10 protein-coding genes are annotated in these 17,140 nt (G+C 42.0%); 7 read left to right on the top strand and 3 right to left on the bottom strand.

Going from position 1 to position 17,140, the window contains the following annotated elements:
• Positions 1 to 312 precede the first annotated feature (312 nt).
• Both RMX98_RS11380 and RMX98_RS11375 read left to right on the top strand, forming a co-directional pair.
• On the top strand, positions 313 to 1,941 hold the full coding sequence (locus tag RMX98_RS11380; RefSeq protein ID WP_322678997.1) for an efflux RND transporter periplasmic adaptor subunit: 1,629 nt from the start codon (positions 313 to 315) through the stop codon (positions 1,939 to 1,941).
• Between the two features lie 414 nt (positions 1,942 to 2,355).
• Positions 2,356 to 5,547, top strand: a complete 3,192-nt coding sequence (locus RMX98_RS11375; RefSeq protein ID WP_322678996.1) for an efflux RND transporter permease subunit — start codon at positions 2,356 to 2,358, stop codon at positions 5,545 to 5,547.
• A 463-nt stretch (positions 5,548 to 6,010) separates the two neighbouring features.
• On the opposite strand, the gene RMX98_RS11370 is transcribed toward RMX98_RS11375, so the two are convergent.
• Positions 6,011 to 6,619, bottom strand: a complete 609-nt coding sequence (locus RMX98_RS11370; RefSeq protein ID WP_322678995.1) for a hypothetical protein — start codon at positions 6,617 to 6,619, stop codon at positions 6,011 to 6,013.
• Between the two features lie 169 nt (positions 6,620 to 6,788).
• The gene (locus tag RMX98_RS11365) at positions 6,789 to 7,376 is read right to left on the bottom strand and encodes a thylakoid membrane photosystem I accumulation factor (RefSeq protein ID WP_322678994.1); all 588 of its coding nucleotides are present in this window, start codon (positions 7,374 to 7,376) and stop codon (positions 6,789 to 6,791) included.
• Between the two features lie 289 nt (positions 7,377 to 7,665).
• Between RMX98_RS11365 and RMX98_RS11360 the strand changes: the two genes are divergently transcribed.
• From RMX98_RS11360 to RMX98_RS11340, 5 genes are all read left to right on the top strand, one after another.
• Entirely contained in the window at positions 7,666 to 9,003 is a 1,338-nt protein-coding gene (locus RMX98_RS11360; protein ID WP_322678993.1) for a Mur ligase family protein, read from the top strand.
• A gap of 56 nt (positions 9,004 to 9,059) precedes the next feature.
• On the top strand, positions 9,060 to 9,878 hold the full coding sequence (locus tag RMX98_RS11355; protein WP_322678992.1) for a type 1 glutamine amidotransferase: 819 nt from the start codon (positions 9,060 to 9,062) through the stop codon (positions 9,876 to 9,878).
• Between the two features lie 81 nt (positions 9,879 to 9,959).
• Positions 9,960 to 10,583 (top strand): Uma2 family endonuclease, encoded by a 624-nt coding sequence (locus RMX98_RS11350; RefSeq protein ID WP_322678991.1) that lies wholly within the window; start codon positions 9,960 to 9,962, stop codon positions 10,581 to 10,583.
• A gap of 52 nt (positions 10,584 to 10,635) precedes the next feature.
• The gene (locus tag RMX98_RS11345) at positions 10,636 to 11,259 is read left to right on the top strand and encodes a Uma2 family endonuclease (RefSeq protein WP_322678990.1); all 624 of its coding nucleotides are present in this window, start codon (positions 10,636 to 10,638) and stop codon (positions 11,257 to 11,259) included.
• Positions 11,260 to 11,437: 178 nt separating this feature from the next.
• Positions 11,438 to 14,272, top strand: coding sequence for a COR domain-containing protein (locus RMX98_RS11340; protein WP_322678989.1), 2,835 nt, complete (start codon positions 11,438 to 11,440; stop codon positions 14,270 to 14,272).
• A gap of 104 nt (positions 14,273 to 14,376) precedes the next feature.
• Here the strand turns inward: RMX98_RS11340 and hetF are convergent, their stop codons facing one another.
• On the bottom strand, positions 14,377 to 16,899 hold the full coding sequence (gene hetF / locus RMX98_RS11335) for a cell division protein HetF (protein WP_322678988.1): 2,523 nt from the start codon (positions 16,897 to 16,899) through the stop codon (positions 14,377 to 14,379).
• Between the last annotated feature and the right edge of the window lie 241 nt (positions 16,900 to 17,140).

Raw genomic sequence — 17,140 nt, 5'->3', positions numbered from 1 at the left:
GATTGGTTGCAACAAGATGAACCGTGCTTTTTATCAGAGACAAGCGACTGAGTTTTTATTGATTAAGACAGTTTTATAAATTACAGGTTAAAAAATAGTTGGAGTTAAGTAATGTACAAATTAACCATAATGTGATGAACAATATTAGTTCGTTTTAGGTGGTAGACAACGTTAGCGATCGCCCAAATACCCAAATGAATACATATTTGTTATCAACATTAAGAAAAAAGGGCTAAAAAACTATTTAAACCAATGCTTTTTTAGCGAAAAGCAGATTGCCCAAGTCTAAATCCACAAGACAAGAAACCGAATATGTCCCATTCTGAGTTCCCTGATTCTCCCCTGCCTGTTGAAATAGAACAGTCTGCTGTTAATAATGCTAGTCAAGAGTCGCAACCATTGTTAGAGCGATCGCCAAAGCCACCTCAAAAGCGGCGTTGGCCCCTGATTTTGGGAATTGTCTTATTAATTGCAGGTGTTGGTATTGGTTGGCGCTGGTGGCAAACTAGCCGTGCTAGCGATGCACCACCAGGTGGAGCTGCTCCTGCTCAACCTATGGCAATTCCCGTCAAGCTAGCAACTGTGCAAACTGAAACTGTGCAGGACAGTTCGGAGTTTATTGGCTCCTTAGAGGCTCCACGTTCGGTAATCATCAAGCCACAGGTTGAAGGAAGAATTACCAATATTTTCATTCAAGAGGGCAACCGTGTTCAACAGGGGCAAGTTATTATTAGCCTGGAAAGTGATAATGTCCAAGCGCAATTATTACAAGCAAAAGCTGGACTAGCACAAGCTCAAGCACGTCTTGCTGAATTGGAAGCGGGTACACGACAAGAAGAAATCGCCCAAGCTAGAGCGCAGTTAACCCAAGCTCAAGCTCGTCTTCGAGATGCCCAATCAGGATCGCAACCACAAGAAATTGCTCAAGCTGAGGCTCAAATACAATCAGCTAAATCTGATGTGGAATTAGCACAATCACGAGCCAAGCGCTACGCACAATTGAGAAAAGAGGGCGCAGTTTCTCAAGATACTTTAGAAGGATATGTCAAAGAACAGCAAAGTGCTGAAGCTGCCCTTGTTGTAGCCCAAAAACGCCTAGACCAACTCCGTCAAAGTAGAACTTCTAGTGTCAATGAGCTAGCTGGAGCCTTAGAACAACAGAAGCAAAACTTAAGACAACTAGAAAATGGTTCCCGTCCAGAAGAAATTGCCCAAGCGCGATCGCAAGTAAGTCAAGCAGCTGCCCAAGTCCAAGCAGCCCAAGTCCAACTGCAATACACAAAAGTCCTTGCACCTTTCACTGGCATTGTTGGTGACATTCCCACAAAGGTAGGAGATTATGTGGAAAAAGCAGATCAACTCACTACATTGACTAGAAATGACTCTTTAGAACTGAATATTTCCGTTCCCCTAGAACAAGCCAAAAAGCTGCGTTTGGGATTACCAGTACAAATGCTAGATGTCCAAGGCAAAACCATAGCAAGGGGTAAGGTGAGTTTTATCTCCCCAAATGCTAGTTCCGATTCGCAGACAGTTTTGATAAAAGCCAATTTTGGTAATTCGAGAAATCGACTGCTTAATCTTCAATCAGTGCAAACCAGAATCATCTGGAACGAACGTCCAGGAATTTTAATTCCAGTCACAGCAGTATCTCGGCTGGGTGGAGAAACTTTTGTATTTGTGGCTCAAGCACCAGCAGAAAGGAAAGCTGAAGCGCCAACAGAAAAAAAAGCTGAAGCGCCAGCAGACAAGAAAGCTGGAGCGCCATCTTTAGTTGCTCAACAAAAACCTGTGAAATTGGGAGCTATTGAGGGGAATAATTATCAAGTTATTGAAGGACTAAAAGCTGGAGACAAAATTGTTGTTTCTGGTATTCTCAACCTAACTAATGGCGCTCCCATCACTCCAGCACCGGAAGAACCTGCTAATCAGAAGTCTTAGTTGAAGGTCACAGCAGGCGGGTAGGGGAAGCAGGGGAGAAATCAATTCAAAATTCAAAATTCAAAATTCAAAATTCAAAATGACGCTCGCGGACTCGCTCTAAGCGTTCGCGCAGCGTCTCGTAGAGAAGCTATGCCGTTGGCGCACTTGTACTGAGCGACTTGTGCCGAGCAAAGTCGAGGTAAGCCGAAGTAGCCTCTCGCAGAGAAGGCTTTACGCTGCGCTAACAAAATTCAAACATTTTAGAACTTCTGCCTCTTGCCCCATGCCTCTCAAGAGTGCTGAGTAATGAGTACTGAGTGCTGAGTGCTGAGTGCTGAGTGGGAAATCTCATTTCTTTACTCAGCACTGGGAACTCGGAACTCGGAACTGTTTTGCCCAATGCCCAATGCCAAATACCCAATTTTTTAAACTATGTTTGTTGACTTCTTTATCAAGCGACCAATTTTTGCATCGGTCTGCGCGATCATCATCCTTTTAATAGGATTAATTAGTATTCCCTCACTGCCGATCGCTAGGTTCCCAGAAATTAGTCCCACCCAAATCAGTGTAACTTCCAACTATAGCGGAGCTAGTGCCGAAGTCGTTGAAAGTGGAGTGACAAATATCTTAGAAAGGCAAATCAACGGGGTTGAGGGACTAAGATATCTCACTTCTAGCAGCAGTAACGATGGTACTAGTACCATTACAGCCACCTTCGATTCATCGCGTGATAAAGATATTGCAGCTGTGGATGTGCAAAATCGTGTTTCTGTTGCCCAGCCACAACTACCAGAGAGTGTACAACGCACAGGGGTAAAGGTCTCAAAAGAGTCTAGCAACATTCTCTTAGCAATTGGTTTATTCTCTGAAAATAAAGAGTATGACAATATATTCTTAAGTAACTATGCCGACCTCTACTTAGCAGATGCTTTAAAAAGAGTCAAAGGCGTGAGCAACGCCCAAGTTTTTGGCGAACGCCGCTACGCAATGCGTTTGTGGTTAGATCCGAGTCGCCTTGCCAGTAGGGGACTAACGACTAAGGATGTAGCAAATGCCCTATCCGAACAAAACTTGCAAGTCGGTGCAGGGAGAATTGGGCAAGAACCAGCTCCTGAAGGACAAAGATATCAACTGGATGTGCGTGCTGTCAGTCGATTAGCAGAACCATCAGAATTTGAAGAAATTGTCCTTAAAACTCAAGATGATGGCACATTAGTTAAGCTCAAAGATGTCGGGAGAGCGGAACTGGGCGCAGAAAACTATAGTTCATTTCTGCGATTTCGGGGCAATGATGCTGTAGGTTTAGGGATTTATCAGGTTCCTGGCAGTAATGCTTTAGATGTAGCTAAGGGAGTCAAAGCTGAACTGGCGCGATTGGCACCGAGTTTTCCCCCAGGAATGAAATATCAAGTAGCTTTTGACACAACATCCTTTGTAGAAGAGTCCTTGGCAGAAGTGGTCAAGACTCTGATTGAAGCGGTGGTGCTGGTTGTAATTGTAATTTTTGTGTTCTTGCAGGATTGGCGAACCACTTTAATTCCCGCACTTACCATTCCACTTTCCTTAATTGGGACGTTTGCCTTTGTCAAAGTTTTTAACTTTTCCATCAATAGTTTGACTTTATTTGGTCTAACTTTAGCATCGGGGATGGTCGTAGACGATGCGATCGTTGTAGTGGAGCAAATCAGCCGTTTTATTCAGGATAAAGGTATAAATCCTCGCCGTGCCGCAAGTGAATCAATGGCGGAACTGTTTGGCGCGGTTATTGCCACTTCATTAGTATTGATGGCGGTGTTTGTGCCAGTAGCGTTCTTTCCGGGAACCACAGGCGCACTTTATCGGCAATTTGCCCTGACGATCGCTTTTTCCATTGCGATTTCGACATTTCTGGCTTTGACTTTAACACCTTCTTTATGTGCGCTACTGCTGCGTCAAGGACAAAAACCTTCAGGCTGGCTGGGTTGGATTTTTGGCCAGATTAATCGGTTCTTGGAATGGGTAAGGTCAAGTTATGAGCGATCGCTTACCTGGATGGTACGATTCAAAAGCATTGTGATTGGACTCTTTATTGTTTCCTTGGGAATGACTGCTTGGCTGTACACCACAGTACCGACAGCCTTTTTACCCGATGAAGACGAAGGCTACTTCATCACAATTATCCAAGGCCCCCAAGGCGTATCGCTGCAATATACCAGCGATGTGATTGCACAGGTAGAAAAAGAAATTCTGCAAATTCCAGAAGTTCTAGGGACTTTTGCGATCGGAGGATTTGGTTTTAGTGGTAATACAGCTAACAGTGGCATCATATTTACAACTTTAAAATCTTGGGACGAGCGCTCAAAACCGGATCAATCAGTACAGGCGATTATTGGTAGCTTGCAAGGGAAGTTGTTGGCAATTCCAGAAGCCAGGGTTTTTCCTGTGAATCCGCCACCAATTCAGGGTTTAGGCAACTTTGGCGGCTTCGTCTTTCAACTACAAGACCGCAGAGGTAACGGTGGCTTAGAAAATCTAGTACAGTCAATGGGTAAATTACTAGGTCGTGCCAATCAAACACCTGGATTACAAGCTGTATTTAGTACTTTTGCCGCAGATACACCACAATTGCTTGTGGAAGTAGACCGCAATAAAGCCAAAGCATTGCAAGTTTCTATAGATGATGTCTTCAGTACTTTACAAACTGCTTTGGGATCGCAATATGTGAATGATTTTAATCTCCAACAGCGCAATTATCGCGTGTATATCCAGGCAGATCAACAGTTTCGTTCCAACCCAAAAGATATTGGTAAACTCTACATTCGTTCTCAAAAAAATCAAATGATTCCTTTGAGTAACTTAGTCAAAGTTACTTCGACTGTGGGAGCGCAAACGATAAATCACTACAATCTATTCCGCTCAATTGAAATTAATGGTTCCGCCGCTCCTGGCTCTAGTTCTGGAGATGCAATTAAAGCAATGGAACAAGTTGCTAAAGAAGTTTTACCAGCAGGTTATGGCTACGAATGGTCAGGGACTGCATTAGAAGAAATAGATTCTGGTGGTTTAGCACCCCTGATTTTTGGATTAGGAATAATCTTTGTGTTTTTAGTACTAGCCGCTCAATACGAGAACTACGTTGACCCCTTTATCATTCTGTTGTCAGTTCCTTTAGCTATCTTTGGAGCGCTCATAGCTCAATCAATGCGGGGTTTTGCTAATGATGTTTACTGTCAAATTGGACTGGTAATGTTGATCGGTTTAGCTAGTAAGAATGCGATTTTGATTGTGGAATTTGCTAATCAATTGCGAGAGCAAGGGCTTTCGATTACTAAAGCAGTAATTGAGGCTTCACAAGAGCGGTTACGCCCAATTTTGATGACTGCTTTTTCTACGCTTTTGGGGATTTTCCCCTTGGCTACTGCCACAGGTGCTGGTGCAGGAAGTCGGCAATCTTTGGGAACAGCAGTATTTGGTGGAATGTTAATTGCGACTTTTTTGAGTTTGTTTGTAGTGCCAATTTTGTATATTGTGATTAAGACAATAACAGAGCGATTTATCAAACCAAATCGGCATCAAGAACTACAAACAGAAGTAGTGTCATTAAATGGTAACACTGCTGTATATTCAAAAAAAGCTGAGGATTAAGTATCTCTCGTTAGACAATTTACCTCTAACTGTTATTAAACCAGGTTTATTTCTAGCAAGGATACCAACCATCAGCTTCTAGTTGTTTGATATAGCACAAGCCTTGGTGGTTAGAACATTACCTGTTGATGAAACTTAGACACAAAAAGACTTTTCAACCAGTCCCCAGCGATGCACTGAGTTTCGACACAACGACAAGCTCAGTGCACCGCTACGCGGTAATTGAGCGACTTGCACTGAGTTTCGACTACGCTCAACTACCGCGCAGTCGTTGTGAGTCGAGATTCAACTACCGCGCAGTCGAAGTGTCCCCAGTCCCTTGCTATAACTTCGCGTTTTCATGCTACTACTTATCTGTACAATTGAAATTTCTGTTACAAATAGAGTACCTGACTAAGAAAGCAAAGTAAATGCAATTCTGTTGGTCATTTTGTCATGGATTTTAGTATTGCTACCCAACACATCAACCAATGGGGCGATTTCCGGGATTGACTGCATGAATATATTCACTACCCGATCGCGGTCTTCCTCGTTTATAATAAGCTTCTTCTGGTTTACCCCATCCTAGCTGCAAAATCATTTCCAAAAAGCTAGAATTTTCCCACTTGCACAAACTTGCCCACTCTGTTCTTTGAACAATCCTTTCTACATCAGATGTGACAATTTTTTGGTGTTGTTTACTATTATTAAAACTCAAATATAAATCCATCCCCATAGTGACTTCATACCAAAATTCTACGATGGAATTTTTAGCGGCTTTTAATATCTCTAAGTCACTATTGAGGGCAATTAACTCAGTATCTATTTCGGGATAGTGCAAGTTTTTTTCTTTAACTGTCACTTCCCGCCAAATAATACCGGAAACTCGATTTTCCTTTTGATACTCGTGAATTGCAGCTTTGAAATCTTGATAGGCAGTGAACTGTTGCAACCCATCAGTGCTGATAAACTGGTCAATTACAGGATTGCCAGAGATTTTTATTTCTAACTTTAAGCGTTTTCCTTTGAGGCAAGCTTGGCGTTCGGCTGCCAAAATTTGAATTAGTTCCTGAGTGGTGTAAACCTTTGACATCAGAATACACTCTAGTTAATTATTGGGCATTGATTACGGACTATGGACTATGGATTAATTTCCTCAATTGTGAACACAGATATTTCAATATTATGCTTTGATATCGGCGGCAATGTAGTAACAGATATCACTAAAAATTAGGGCAGACCAAATTGGTCTACCCCATAAGTTACTTAGCTAACTCACTACTAAACTCATTAAAGGCTCGCCGTTTTAGCTGTGCTGTTTCCGTGCGTGGTACTAAATCAAAGATTTTGCGAAATTCATCGTCTATCTCTTCAAAGGCTACTTGGCCCTTCTTATTCAAAACTACCTCACCTGATTTATTAAACACCACGACTTGAGGAACACTCCCAGAATAGTAATATCCTGGTTCTGTAGGATCATAAGTCTGTTTAGGCGGGATAGCATCTACATTAATCGGCATAATCTCTGCTACCCGACCATAAAATTCCTGTACCCGTGAAATAGAAATGGCATATCTTTTGGAATCGCTGCTGTCATCCAAATAAAAGGCCAAAAATATGGGTTTATGTTCTGCTAAAGTCTGTGCGAGTGTCTGTCTGGGAGGAACCAATGAACCATTGCCAGCATAAACGACAAAGATGTTGCCATCATATAAATCATTATTAAGACCAGCAGATGCAGGTTGCATACTTATAATGAAAAGACTTACAAGCAACAACAAGCATTTGGACAACCACCTTCGCCAGCCAGTAATTTGTTTATGTAAAAAAAGAAACTTTGTGCTATTCATCAAAAGGAACCTTGCAAGCTACTACTTGTTGTGAGTTTGTGCTGAATTTGGCCAACTGGGCTAGATATGTAATTACGCCCACGCACTATTTTTTAAGATAACGCCCCTACTGAGATTATCTCTCGCAAGTGGCTGGTATCGCTACGCAGAAGTCAAAACAGAGGTAAAGTAGCGCAACAATCCAAAATCTCAAATTGCGAATACTGGCTTTTTCAGCCAGGATTCGCTAAACTCACAAGATTAAATTTGCACTTTTAATTAGCAACCGCCAGAAGACTAGGGTACAGATGTGGGAAACAAAATACAATTCATAGATAGGCTGCGATTGGGTTTTGCGGTGTCAGTGGCGAAAAGTGTGACGTTTATTGTGCGATCGCTCCGTCTGGGTGCTGCTAGTGTATTACCAGGCTCGATTGCTCGTCGCATTGAACCCCGACTCTTACAATTATTGAGTCAGCAAGTTAAAAACGGGGTGATTTTAATTGCTGGTACTAACGGCAAAACTACTACAGCGCTACTTTTATGCACAATCCTAGAACGCAAGGGCTTTCGCGTCACTCATAATTCTACAGGTGCAAATCTGGAAAATGGCTTGATGACAGCGCTGTTAGAAAGCACCAACTTACTAGGTACGCTAAATACTGATTACGCCATTTTGGAAGTTGATGAAAATATTGTACCAAGAGTATTAGCGCCACTCCAGCCGCGAATCATTCTCTGTTTAAACTTGTTCCGCGACCAACTTGATAGGTACGGCGAAGTAGATACCATTAGTAAGCGTTGGACAAAAGTTATTTCTACCCTACCAGTAGAAACGGTGGTAATTCCTAATGCTGATGACCCAACATTATCTAACCTTGGTCAGCAGTTACCCCAACGGGTGTTATTCTTTGGCTTGAATGAACCAGAACATTATTTAGAAGCAATTCCTCATGCCGTTGATTCTATTTATTGTCCCAAATGTGGACATTCTTTAGATTACAAAGGTGTTTATTTGTCTCATTTGGGAGATTTTACTTGTCCTAAGTGTGGTTTTAGTAAAAGTAAACCGACTCTGGAAAGTAGTGAATGGTCGCAAATTCTAGTTGGTTTGTACAACAAATATAACACTTTGGCGGCTGCAACTGCGGCTATTGAGTTAGGAGTTGATGAAGCAGCAATCAGAGATACTATTAACAACTTCCAAGCTGCTTTTGGTCGGGCTGAAGATTTAGTAATTAACGGTAAACGAGTGCGAATATTGTTATCAAAAAATCCTGTGGGAACGAATGAAACCATTCGCGTAGTTACTCAAAGCACAGATAAAACCACACTGCTGGTACTAAACGATCGCACGCCCGATGGTACTGATGTATCCTGGATTTGGGACGTGGACACCGAGAAATTAGTCGAACGCGGCGGGACTTTAGTAGTAAGTGGCGATCGCGTCTATGATATGGCACTACGTCTACGTTACAGCCAAAAGCACCCTGAGAGTAACTTAAATTTAATTGTCGAAGAAGATTTACGACAAGCGATCGCTACTGCATTAGAGCATACACCAGAGAATGAAACTCTGCATATTCTACCTACCTACTCAGCCATGCTAGAAGTACGAGAAGTTCTGACTGGGCGGAAAATTCTTTAAATTTGTCATTTGTCATTTGTCATTGGTCATTTGCGATCGTCTCATTACCTAAATTTATGAGTTCTCAAAATTTTGAATTAACAATTGGTTGGTTATACCCGACGCTGATGAGTACCTATGGCGATCGCGGTAATGTAATTACTATAGAACGTCGCGCCGAGTGGCGGGGATACGATGTTAAAGTATTACCCTTAGATCAAAATTCCACAGCCGCAGATATTAAAACTGTAGATGTAATCGTGGGTGGTGGCGCACAAGATCGTCAGCAAGAAATAGTCATGCGTGATTTGCAAGGTGCGAAAGCTGATGCAATGCGCGAGAAAATCGAAAATGGAACACCAGGAGTATTTACTTGTGGTTCCCCCCAATTACTGGGACATTATTATGAACCAGGATTAGGACAACGAATTGATGGTTTGGGAATACTCGATTTAGTTTCCGTGCATCCTGGTGAAAATACTAAGCGCTGTATTGGCAACTTGGTAATTGAAGTGACAGCATCACGTCTCGCGCAAGATTTAAAAGAGATGACGGGTAGCACACCATATTTGGTAGGCTTTGAAAATCACGGCGGACGTACCAAGCTGGGAAAAGTGGAAGCTTTGGGGCGAGTGGTATACGGTTTGGGAAATAATGGTGAAGATGGGACAGAAGGAGCATTTTATCAGAATGCGATCGCTACTTATTCCCACGGCCCTTTGTTACCGAAAAATCCCTTTGTCGCCGATTGGTTAATTCAAACAGCATTGCGGCTAAAGTATCAGCAAGAAATTACCTTAAAACCTTTTGACGATAGCCTCGCTGCACAAGCACGAGAAGCGATGTTTAAGCGGTTGAAAGTCAATTTACCAAATGCTGCTGCGGCGAAAGTTTAGCCTCAGTTCGCTGATTAAGCCTCTCCCCGTGTCGGGGAGAGGTTTGGAGAGGGGTCAAATTTGACATAAAGAGGGCAAAGTATGACTCAAGCCTTAGCCAAACAAGTAACATTTGATGAATTTATCGCCTGGTATCCCGAATCTTCAGACAGGCATTATGAACTACATGATGGGGTAATTGTTGAAATGCCTAAGCCAAGAGGGAAGCACTCAGAGATAGCTGGGTTTATCAATGGTTCTTTGTTTATTGAAATCACTCGTTTGTCCATTCCTTGCTTTATCCCGAAAGAATGCGTCATCAAGTCAGTTAACACTGATTCAGGTTATGAACCAGATGTCATCGTTCTTGATAGACAAGCTGTTATGAATGAATCTCGCTGGAAAAAAGAATCTGTCATTACGCGGGGTAGTTCCGTCAAGTTGATTGTAGAAGTTGTTTCAACCAACTGGAGTGATGATTATGCTTTGAAGCTAGAAGATTACGAGTCTTTGGGTATTCCTGAATATTGGATTGTAGACTATTTAGGTTTAGGCGGTAGGCGGTTTATTGGCAATCCTAAACAACCAACTATCTCGATTTACCAATTAATTGAAGGTGAGTATCAAGTTAGGCAATTTCGGGGAAATGACCGCATTCAGTCGCCAGCATTCCCAGAGTTGAATTTAACTGCTGAACAGATTTTTCGGGCTGGAGAAGTCGCGTAATTTAGGTGGCTAAGGTTTAAATTTTTATCTGATTTTAAAGCGAGAGGAAAGCATGACTCAAACCTTACGCAAACTAGTAACATTTGATGAATTTATAGCTTGGTATCCAGAAAACTCACAACAACGCTATGAACTGCATGACGGAGTAATTGTTGAAATGACTCCTACCACAGGCGAACATGAACAAATTGTTGGATTTTTAGTTGGGGAAATAGTTACAGAATACAAACGTTTAAAACTACCTTATTTCATCCCTAAAACAGCATTCATTAAACCGAATCAGAGCGAAGCAGCTTACTCACCAGATGTACTGTTGTTAAATAACTCTAATTTAGTAAATGAACCTCTGTGGAAAAAAGAATCTACTGTAAGCCAAGCAGCATCAATTCCTTTAGTAATTGAAGTAGTAAGTACCAACTGGCGAGACGACTATTTTACCAAAGCAGGTAAATACGAAGAGGTCGGAATACCTGAATATTGGATTGTAGATTATCTAGGTTTAGGCGGTAGGCGGTTTATTGGCAATCCGAAACAACCAACTATCTCGATTTACCAATTAATTGAAGGTGAGTATCAGGTTAGGCAATTTCGGGGAAGCGATCGCATTCACTCGCCAGCGTTCCCAGAGTTGAATTTAACTGCTGAAAAGATTTTTCAGGCTGGAGAAGTCGCGTAAAAAACGGCCAAAGAAGTAAAAGAGTCATTAAAATTCATCCACGAGTATCGAAGACTCGTTTACAAGGCAATCTAACCTGTAGCCTTTGTTAAGATTAGTGCAAAATATTATTGGTTGCGAGATTGTCCAGCGAATCAGGGGCATTACATATAATTTTAGTTGACAGGTGAATCTCAGTATGACAAACACGCCTCAACGTTTCCTTGAAAAAATCCGAGAAGCGAAAGAGAAACAGCTTAAAGAATTAGATTTAAGCAATGATTGGGATACTGATAGTAAGGAAAAATTAACAGAGATTCCTGCTGAGGTGTTTGAACTGGAATGGTTGGAGGTTTTGAATTTAAGCCGCAACCGATTAACAAAGTTGCCAGAAGCGATTACCCACCTGCAACAACTCACATCCCTGGATTTAAGTTGCAACCAATTAACGACGCTGCCAGAACCCATCACCCGCCTGCAACAACTCACCTCCTTGAATTTAAAGGGCAACCGATTAAGGACGCTGCCAAAAGCTATCACCCACCTACAACAACTCACTTCCCTGGATTTAAGTGGGAATGAATTAACATCAATTCCAGAGCAGATTACTCATTTAAAAATATTAACAAAACTGGATTTTGGATTTAATAAATTAACTATTATTCCAGATTTTATTATACGGTTAAAAAATATAAAGGTTCTTAATATAACTGGTTATGGATTAACTACATTGCCAGAATGGATTATCGGTATTAAAGGATTAATCTCATTAGACTTAAGCGGTAATAAATTATCATATCTACCAGATTCTTTTGCTCAACTTAAAAAATTGAAGTCTTTAGATTTGAGTAATAATAATTTTGATAGAATACCTAGTGCTATTTTTAAATTAAGCTCTTTGGAAGAATTAAACCTGGAAAATTATTCTTCTTATAGTATAGGAAGAAAAGATATAGAGTATGTAAGTGAAAATAATATACAAGAAATATCTTCGAGAATATTGGAATTAAAAAAATTGGAAGTTTTAACTTTATTTAACAATAATATAGAAAATTTACCGCCAGAAATTATAGGAAATAACAACTTTGAGGGTGTTGATGTTGAAAAAATAAAAAATTACTTTAGACAGTTAGCAGAGGCGGGGGAAGATTATCTGTGTGAAGCAAAGTTACTAATCGTCGGCGAAGGAGGAGTAGGAAAGACAACACTGGCAAAGAAGATTGAAGACCAAAATTATCAACTCCGAGAGGAAGATACTACGAAGGGAATTGAGGTCATCCAGTGGGATTTCCCAATGGAAAATGGGCGAGAATTTCGAGTCAACATCTGGGACTTTGGGGGGCAAGAGATTTACCATGCTACTCACCAGTTTTTCCTCACCAAGCGTTCCCTCTATGCTTTGGTAGCAGATACCCGCAAGGAAGACACAGATTTTTATTACTGGCTGAATGTAGTAGAACTGTTGAGCGATAACAGTCCGCTGCTAATCATCAAAAATGAGAAGCAAAACCGCCATCGGGAGATTAATGAACTCGAGTTAAGGGGGCAGTTTACCAACTTGAAAGAAACTCTACCAACAAACCTTGCTACAAATAGAGGTTTGGAACAAGTTTTACAACAAATCAAGCATTACGTTAAAAACCTGCCCCATATTGGCAGTCCTCTCCCAAAAACCTGGGTCAGAGTCCGGGAAGCTTTAGAGAGTGACTCACGCAATTACATCGGCTTGGACGAATACCTGAACATCTGCCAACAAAATGGGTTCACCCAAAGAAATGATAAGTTGCAGTTGAGCAGCTATCTGCACGATTTGGGAGTATGCTTGCACTTCCAGGAAGACGCACTTTTGAACAAAACCGTCATCCTCAAACCCAAGTGGGGAACTGATGCAGTCTACAAGGTGCTGGATAATGAAAAAATAATTCATAACCTGGGCAGTTTCACCCGGTTTGACTTGGCAAACATTTGGTGTGAAGACGAATATACCACAATGCATGATGAACTTTTACGCTTGATGATCAATTTCCATCTGTGCTACGAAATTCCTAGAAGCCAAGGAAAGTATATTGCCCCACAACTGCTATCTGCGAATCAACTCCCTTATGACTGGGATGAAACCAATAACCTGATTCTGCGTTACACCTATGAATTCATGCCCAAGGGTATCATCACCCAGTTCATAGTTGCCATGCATGAGTTGATGAATGAACAACAATGTGTTTGGAAAAGCGGCGTTGTTCTTAGCAAAGACCAAACGAAGGCAGAGGTGATTGAATATTACGGCAAGCGGGAGATTAAGATTCGAGTTTCAGGTCGTCACAAAAGAGATTTGATGACCATAGTTACACATGAACTCGATAAAATTCATGACTCGTACCAGCGACTGAAGTACAACAAGTTAATCCCCTGTAATTGCCACACCTGCAAAGATAGCCAAGATCCACATTTTTATAAACTTGAAAATTTAAGAAATCGCCTTGTTAAACAAAAATATGATGTTGAATGTGATATTAGCTTTGAAAAAGCGAATGTTTTAAGCTTAATTGATGATGTAATAGAAAGGGGAAAAGATAAGTTGTTTGTAGGGTCGTTAAGGGTTGAACCAAATCCTCATCAATCTCCGCAAAGACCATCTAATATATATATCAACATAAATCAACTTCAAGAACAACAAAATCAAGTTCGTCAAAAGGAAAATAATTCAATGTCAACAGTAAATCAATACGGTTCTGGGGATAACGTTGGTGGCGATAAAGTCATGCGTGATAAAATCGGGACTCAAATCAACAACTCGCAAAACTTGGCACAAGCTGTAAAAGATATTAAAGAACTTTTAGATCAACTGTCACAAGAATATTCTAGTACTGCAATGGTTGGCGTCAAAGCAGTAGAGCAAATAGAACAGAAGCCAAAATTGAAAGCTCGAATTATCAATGCCCTGAAAGAAGCAGGATCAGAAGCTCTAGAAAAAGCAGTTGATCATCCTGCTGTTAGCATTGTCATAGCAGCTACCAAGGGCTTCATAGATGGTTGAAGATATATTAATTTAATCAAACTGAAAAGTAAAATTCACTGCCTAAATACTAGTAAATTTATGTTTTCATTCAGAGTCACAAGCGATCGCACCACCACAACATATTACTGTTCTTCACCTTTTTCCTGAAGGAGCGATCGCCAATCTGCGATCGCCTTTTCCGTCCACAGCCAATTTTTAGCTAATTTATCTACCTGGAAATTTCCTCGATCGGACTTGAGAACCAATTGTCGCAACTTGATCGCTTCATTCAGATATTGTGTTTGCTTACCATTAGGTTGACTAAGTGCAGATTTATACAGTCCAAGAGCTAAACCAGCATAAGAAGTTAAAGCATCTTGAGGCACTACCGTTTTTGTGGATGTTGAATTTGTGTTCTGTTCTTTGAGAGCTAAATTCAAAGCCTTGAACCAAGAATCATTGGCTCGATTCAGATTGCCCTCTGTGTAGTAGGCAAATCCCAAAGCGTTATTATACAAAAGCGATTCGGGTTTAGCTTTGGCAGCAGTTTCCCAATAACGGCGGGCATCATCGACACTATAGTTATTGTCTCCAGTTTGGATAGACTGCCACGCCAATCGTCCCTTGTAAAAGTTCACAGATGGATCGTCAGCTTGTTTATTGGGAATTAGTTTCAGGGCAGTTTCAGCCGCAGCCAGTGCGCCCCGATTGAGTAGTTCTTCTACAGCCAACAACCCACCTTGCAAGTCACCTTGGCTCAGTTTTTCCGTAGCGGTGGCGGTGACAATCCCAGTCGCTGCTACTTCTAAATCGATGTTCGGCTGCTTTTGAATCGGTCGAGAATCAGGTAGAGACTGGGCGGGAATTTCTGGTATTTTAGGTAGATTTGCTTGGGGTCGATTTTGCCACCACCAATTGAAACCGATCGCTGCGATCGCACTGATCCCCACAGCACCCACAATCGGCCACAGTTTGCGGCGACGGGTACGATTTCTTGGCGGGGGTGGTTGCGATTGCGAAAAATTAGAATTTTGCCAATTTTCTTCCAGGTTTCCAGGAGTTGCAGGTGGCGGTGGTGGAACTTCTCCCCATAAATCGGCTTCTTGTTCGGGGGAAGTCATTTCCTCTGAAACGTGGCTTTGGTGAAGACTATTTTCGCGAATTTGTTGATCCGGTTCAGTTGGAGCTTTTTGGTTATCTAGCTGACGAAACAAATCCGAAACTATGGCAGAATCTTCTTCATAGCTTGGGTCATCATATTCAATTTCATCAACCAGATCGCCCCAAGTATCTTCACCCAGCCAATCCAACCCAGAATCACGCGCCAAACCAGAAGGAATCATGTCTTCCATTCCTAAAGGCATCTCGCTATCATCAGCCATGCCAGGGTACATCGTGGAAGTTACCCCTAAAGGCGAACTATACTGATTGAGCGGCTCTGTACTTGCCGATACCTCAGTTTCCTGATTCAGAAAACCGTCAAATTCTGGCTGAAGATATAAAATCGGTAATGCCCAGTACATCTGGTGAGAACCATAAGCAGAAATTAATCCTTGACGCACCCGACTTACACACAAATCTACTGGATATCCCTGACTTAAGTTGCGATAAAACAATTGTGTGAGCGTCAACGCCACTTCATCAGGAATCCGTTCTGACATCGCCAAAACGCTTCTAATTCCGCGCTTCACCAGACTTTCTGCTAAGTTTCGTTCGCCAGTATCTCCAGAGGGATTGGACGCTGCTGTGTATGCACCCAAGCAGGAATTAAACACTGCCATTTGGATATTATTGTTGACGAGCAAACCTGCCAAATCGTCCCCAGTCAAGATTTCCGTTAAGCCAGTTCTGCGACTAACAAGATAAATTTCTCCGCCATTTGCGCCTAAGTTACTATGACCAGAATAGTGTAGAACGTGGTATCTGCCTTGTTCTAGGGCTTGCGTCAGTTCTTCCCGTCCTGGTTGGTCTAATACAGTCAGTTCAATTTCGGGGAAACTATTGCGACCTTCACCAGGTCGTGACGTTTGACGCTGGAGTTCCGCTTGCAGTTTAATTGATTCTTGTTTCTGTAAGTCAAGACGGACTTGATCTGAAGGGGAAGCAATTACCATCAATACTTTGACACCACCTTGTTCTAGTGGCGTGGGCATATTTTGCGTAGGCGTAGCCCCCCGCAGGGATCGCAAAGGAGAAGCCCCCAAAATTCCACTTTGGAAGCGAGAAAAAGCCACATAAGGCCCAGTAGCCAGAGGGCGATCGCCTGCGTGCATCACTTCCCAAGGTAAACGAGCTAATCTAGTGTCTTTTAGCCCCAAGCGTAACCGTAGTACTTGCTGATGGTTCTGGGCAATACCTTGGGCAGTAATCCAACTATCTCTGAGAGTGCCTTGAAATAGGGCGTTATAAAATTGTTGACCTAACGCCACCAAATTCACAGAGTTTCTGGCGATATCACTTTCATGCCCGCCAGAGGTAAATGGATCTCCTTGTAACACCGAATTCAACGGGTCATTCATCAAATGCCCAGCAGCCATCAACCAATCAGCTATGGGCCAAGTCACCAATTCTTCTGCCAATGGTACCCCAGGCGCGACTTGTTCCGTCCGCACCAAGTAGTCATTTTGCCCTACTGGGGTTACGGAAATATGGAATTCCTGGGTCACAACTTCTCCTGTCCGCCTCCTAAATCTGGTTTGAAACGCGAAAGTTTCAAGTCGATTTTTCGCTCTCTCTGATAATTTAGATGCATCACGCCCCTGAATGTTTCTGATTCGGTGCTGTTTCGGTTTTCCCTGCCTTTACAACTTTATCCGGATCGGATTACCTGGGTCTAGAACACTTAATTGGTAGATGCACCTTGATCTTCAACTCCCCTAGTTGGCTAACACCCACTGGGGGTTTTTT

This window comes from Nostoc sp. DedQUE02, from assembly GCF_034531035.1.
In the GTDB taxonomy this organism is placed as follows: Bacteria; Cyanobacteriota; Cyanobacteriia; order Cyanobacteriales; family Nostocaceae; genus Nostoc.
Note: the sequence above shows the minus strand (reverse complement) of the source record. Positions and strands in the feature narration are given on the sequence as shown.

Excerpts from the sequence above, each read along its gene's own strand:
- RMX98_RS11380 (WP_322678997.1), top strand. The coding sequence starts at position 313 with ATGTCCCATTCTGAGTTCCCTGATTCTCCCCTGCCTGTTGAAATAGAA.
- RMX98_RS11375 (WP_322678996.1), top strand. The coding sequence starts at position 2,356 with ATGTTTGTTGACTTCTTTATCAAGCGACCAATTTTTGCATCGGTCTGC.
- RMX98_RS11370 (WP_322678995.1), bottom strand. The coding sequence starts at position 6,619 with ATGTCAAAGGTTTACACCACTCAGGAACTAATTCAAATTTTGGCAGCC.
- RMX98_RS11365 (WP_322678994.1), bottom strand. The coding sequence starts at position 7,376 with ATGAATAGCACAAAGTTTCTTTTTTTACATAAACAAATTACTGGCTGG.
- RMX98_RS11355 (WP_322678992.1), top strand. The coding sequence starts at position 9,060 with ATGAGTTCTCAAAATTTTGAATTAACAATTGGTTGGTTATACCCGACG.
- RMX98_RS11350 (WP_322678991.1), top strand. The coding sequence starts at position 9,960 with ATGACTCAAGCCTTAGCCAAACAAGTAACATTTGATGAATTTATCGCC.
- RMX98_RS11345 (WP_322678990.1), top strand. The coding sequence starts at position 10,636 with ATGACTCAAACCTTACGCAAACTAGTAACATTTGATGAATTTATAGCT.
- RMX98_RS11340 (WP_322678989.1), top strand. The coding sequence starts at position 11,438 with ATGACAAACACGCCTCAACGTTTCCTTGAAAAAATCCGAGAAGCGAAA.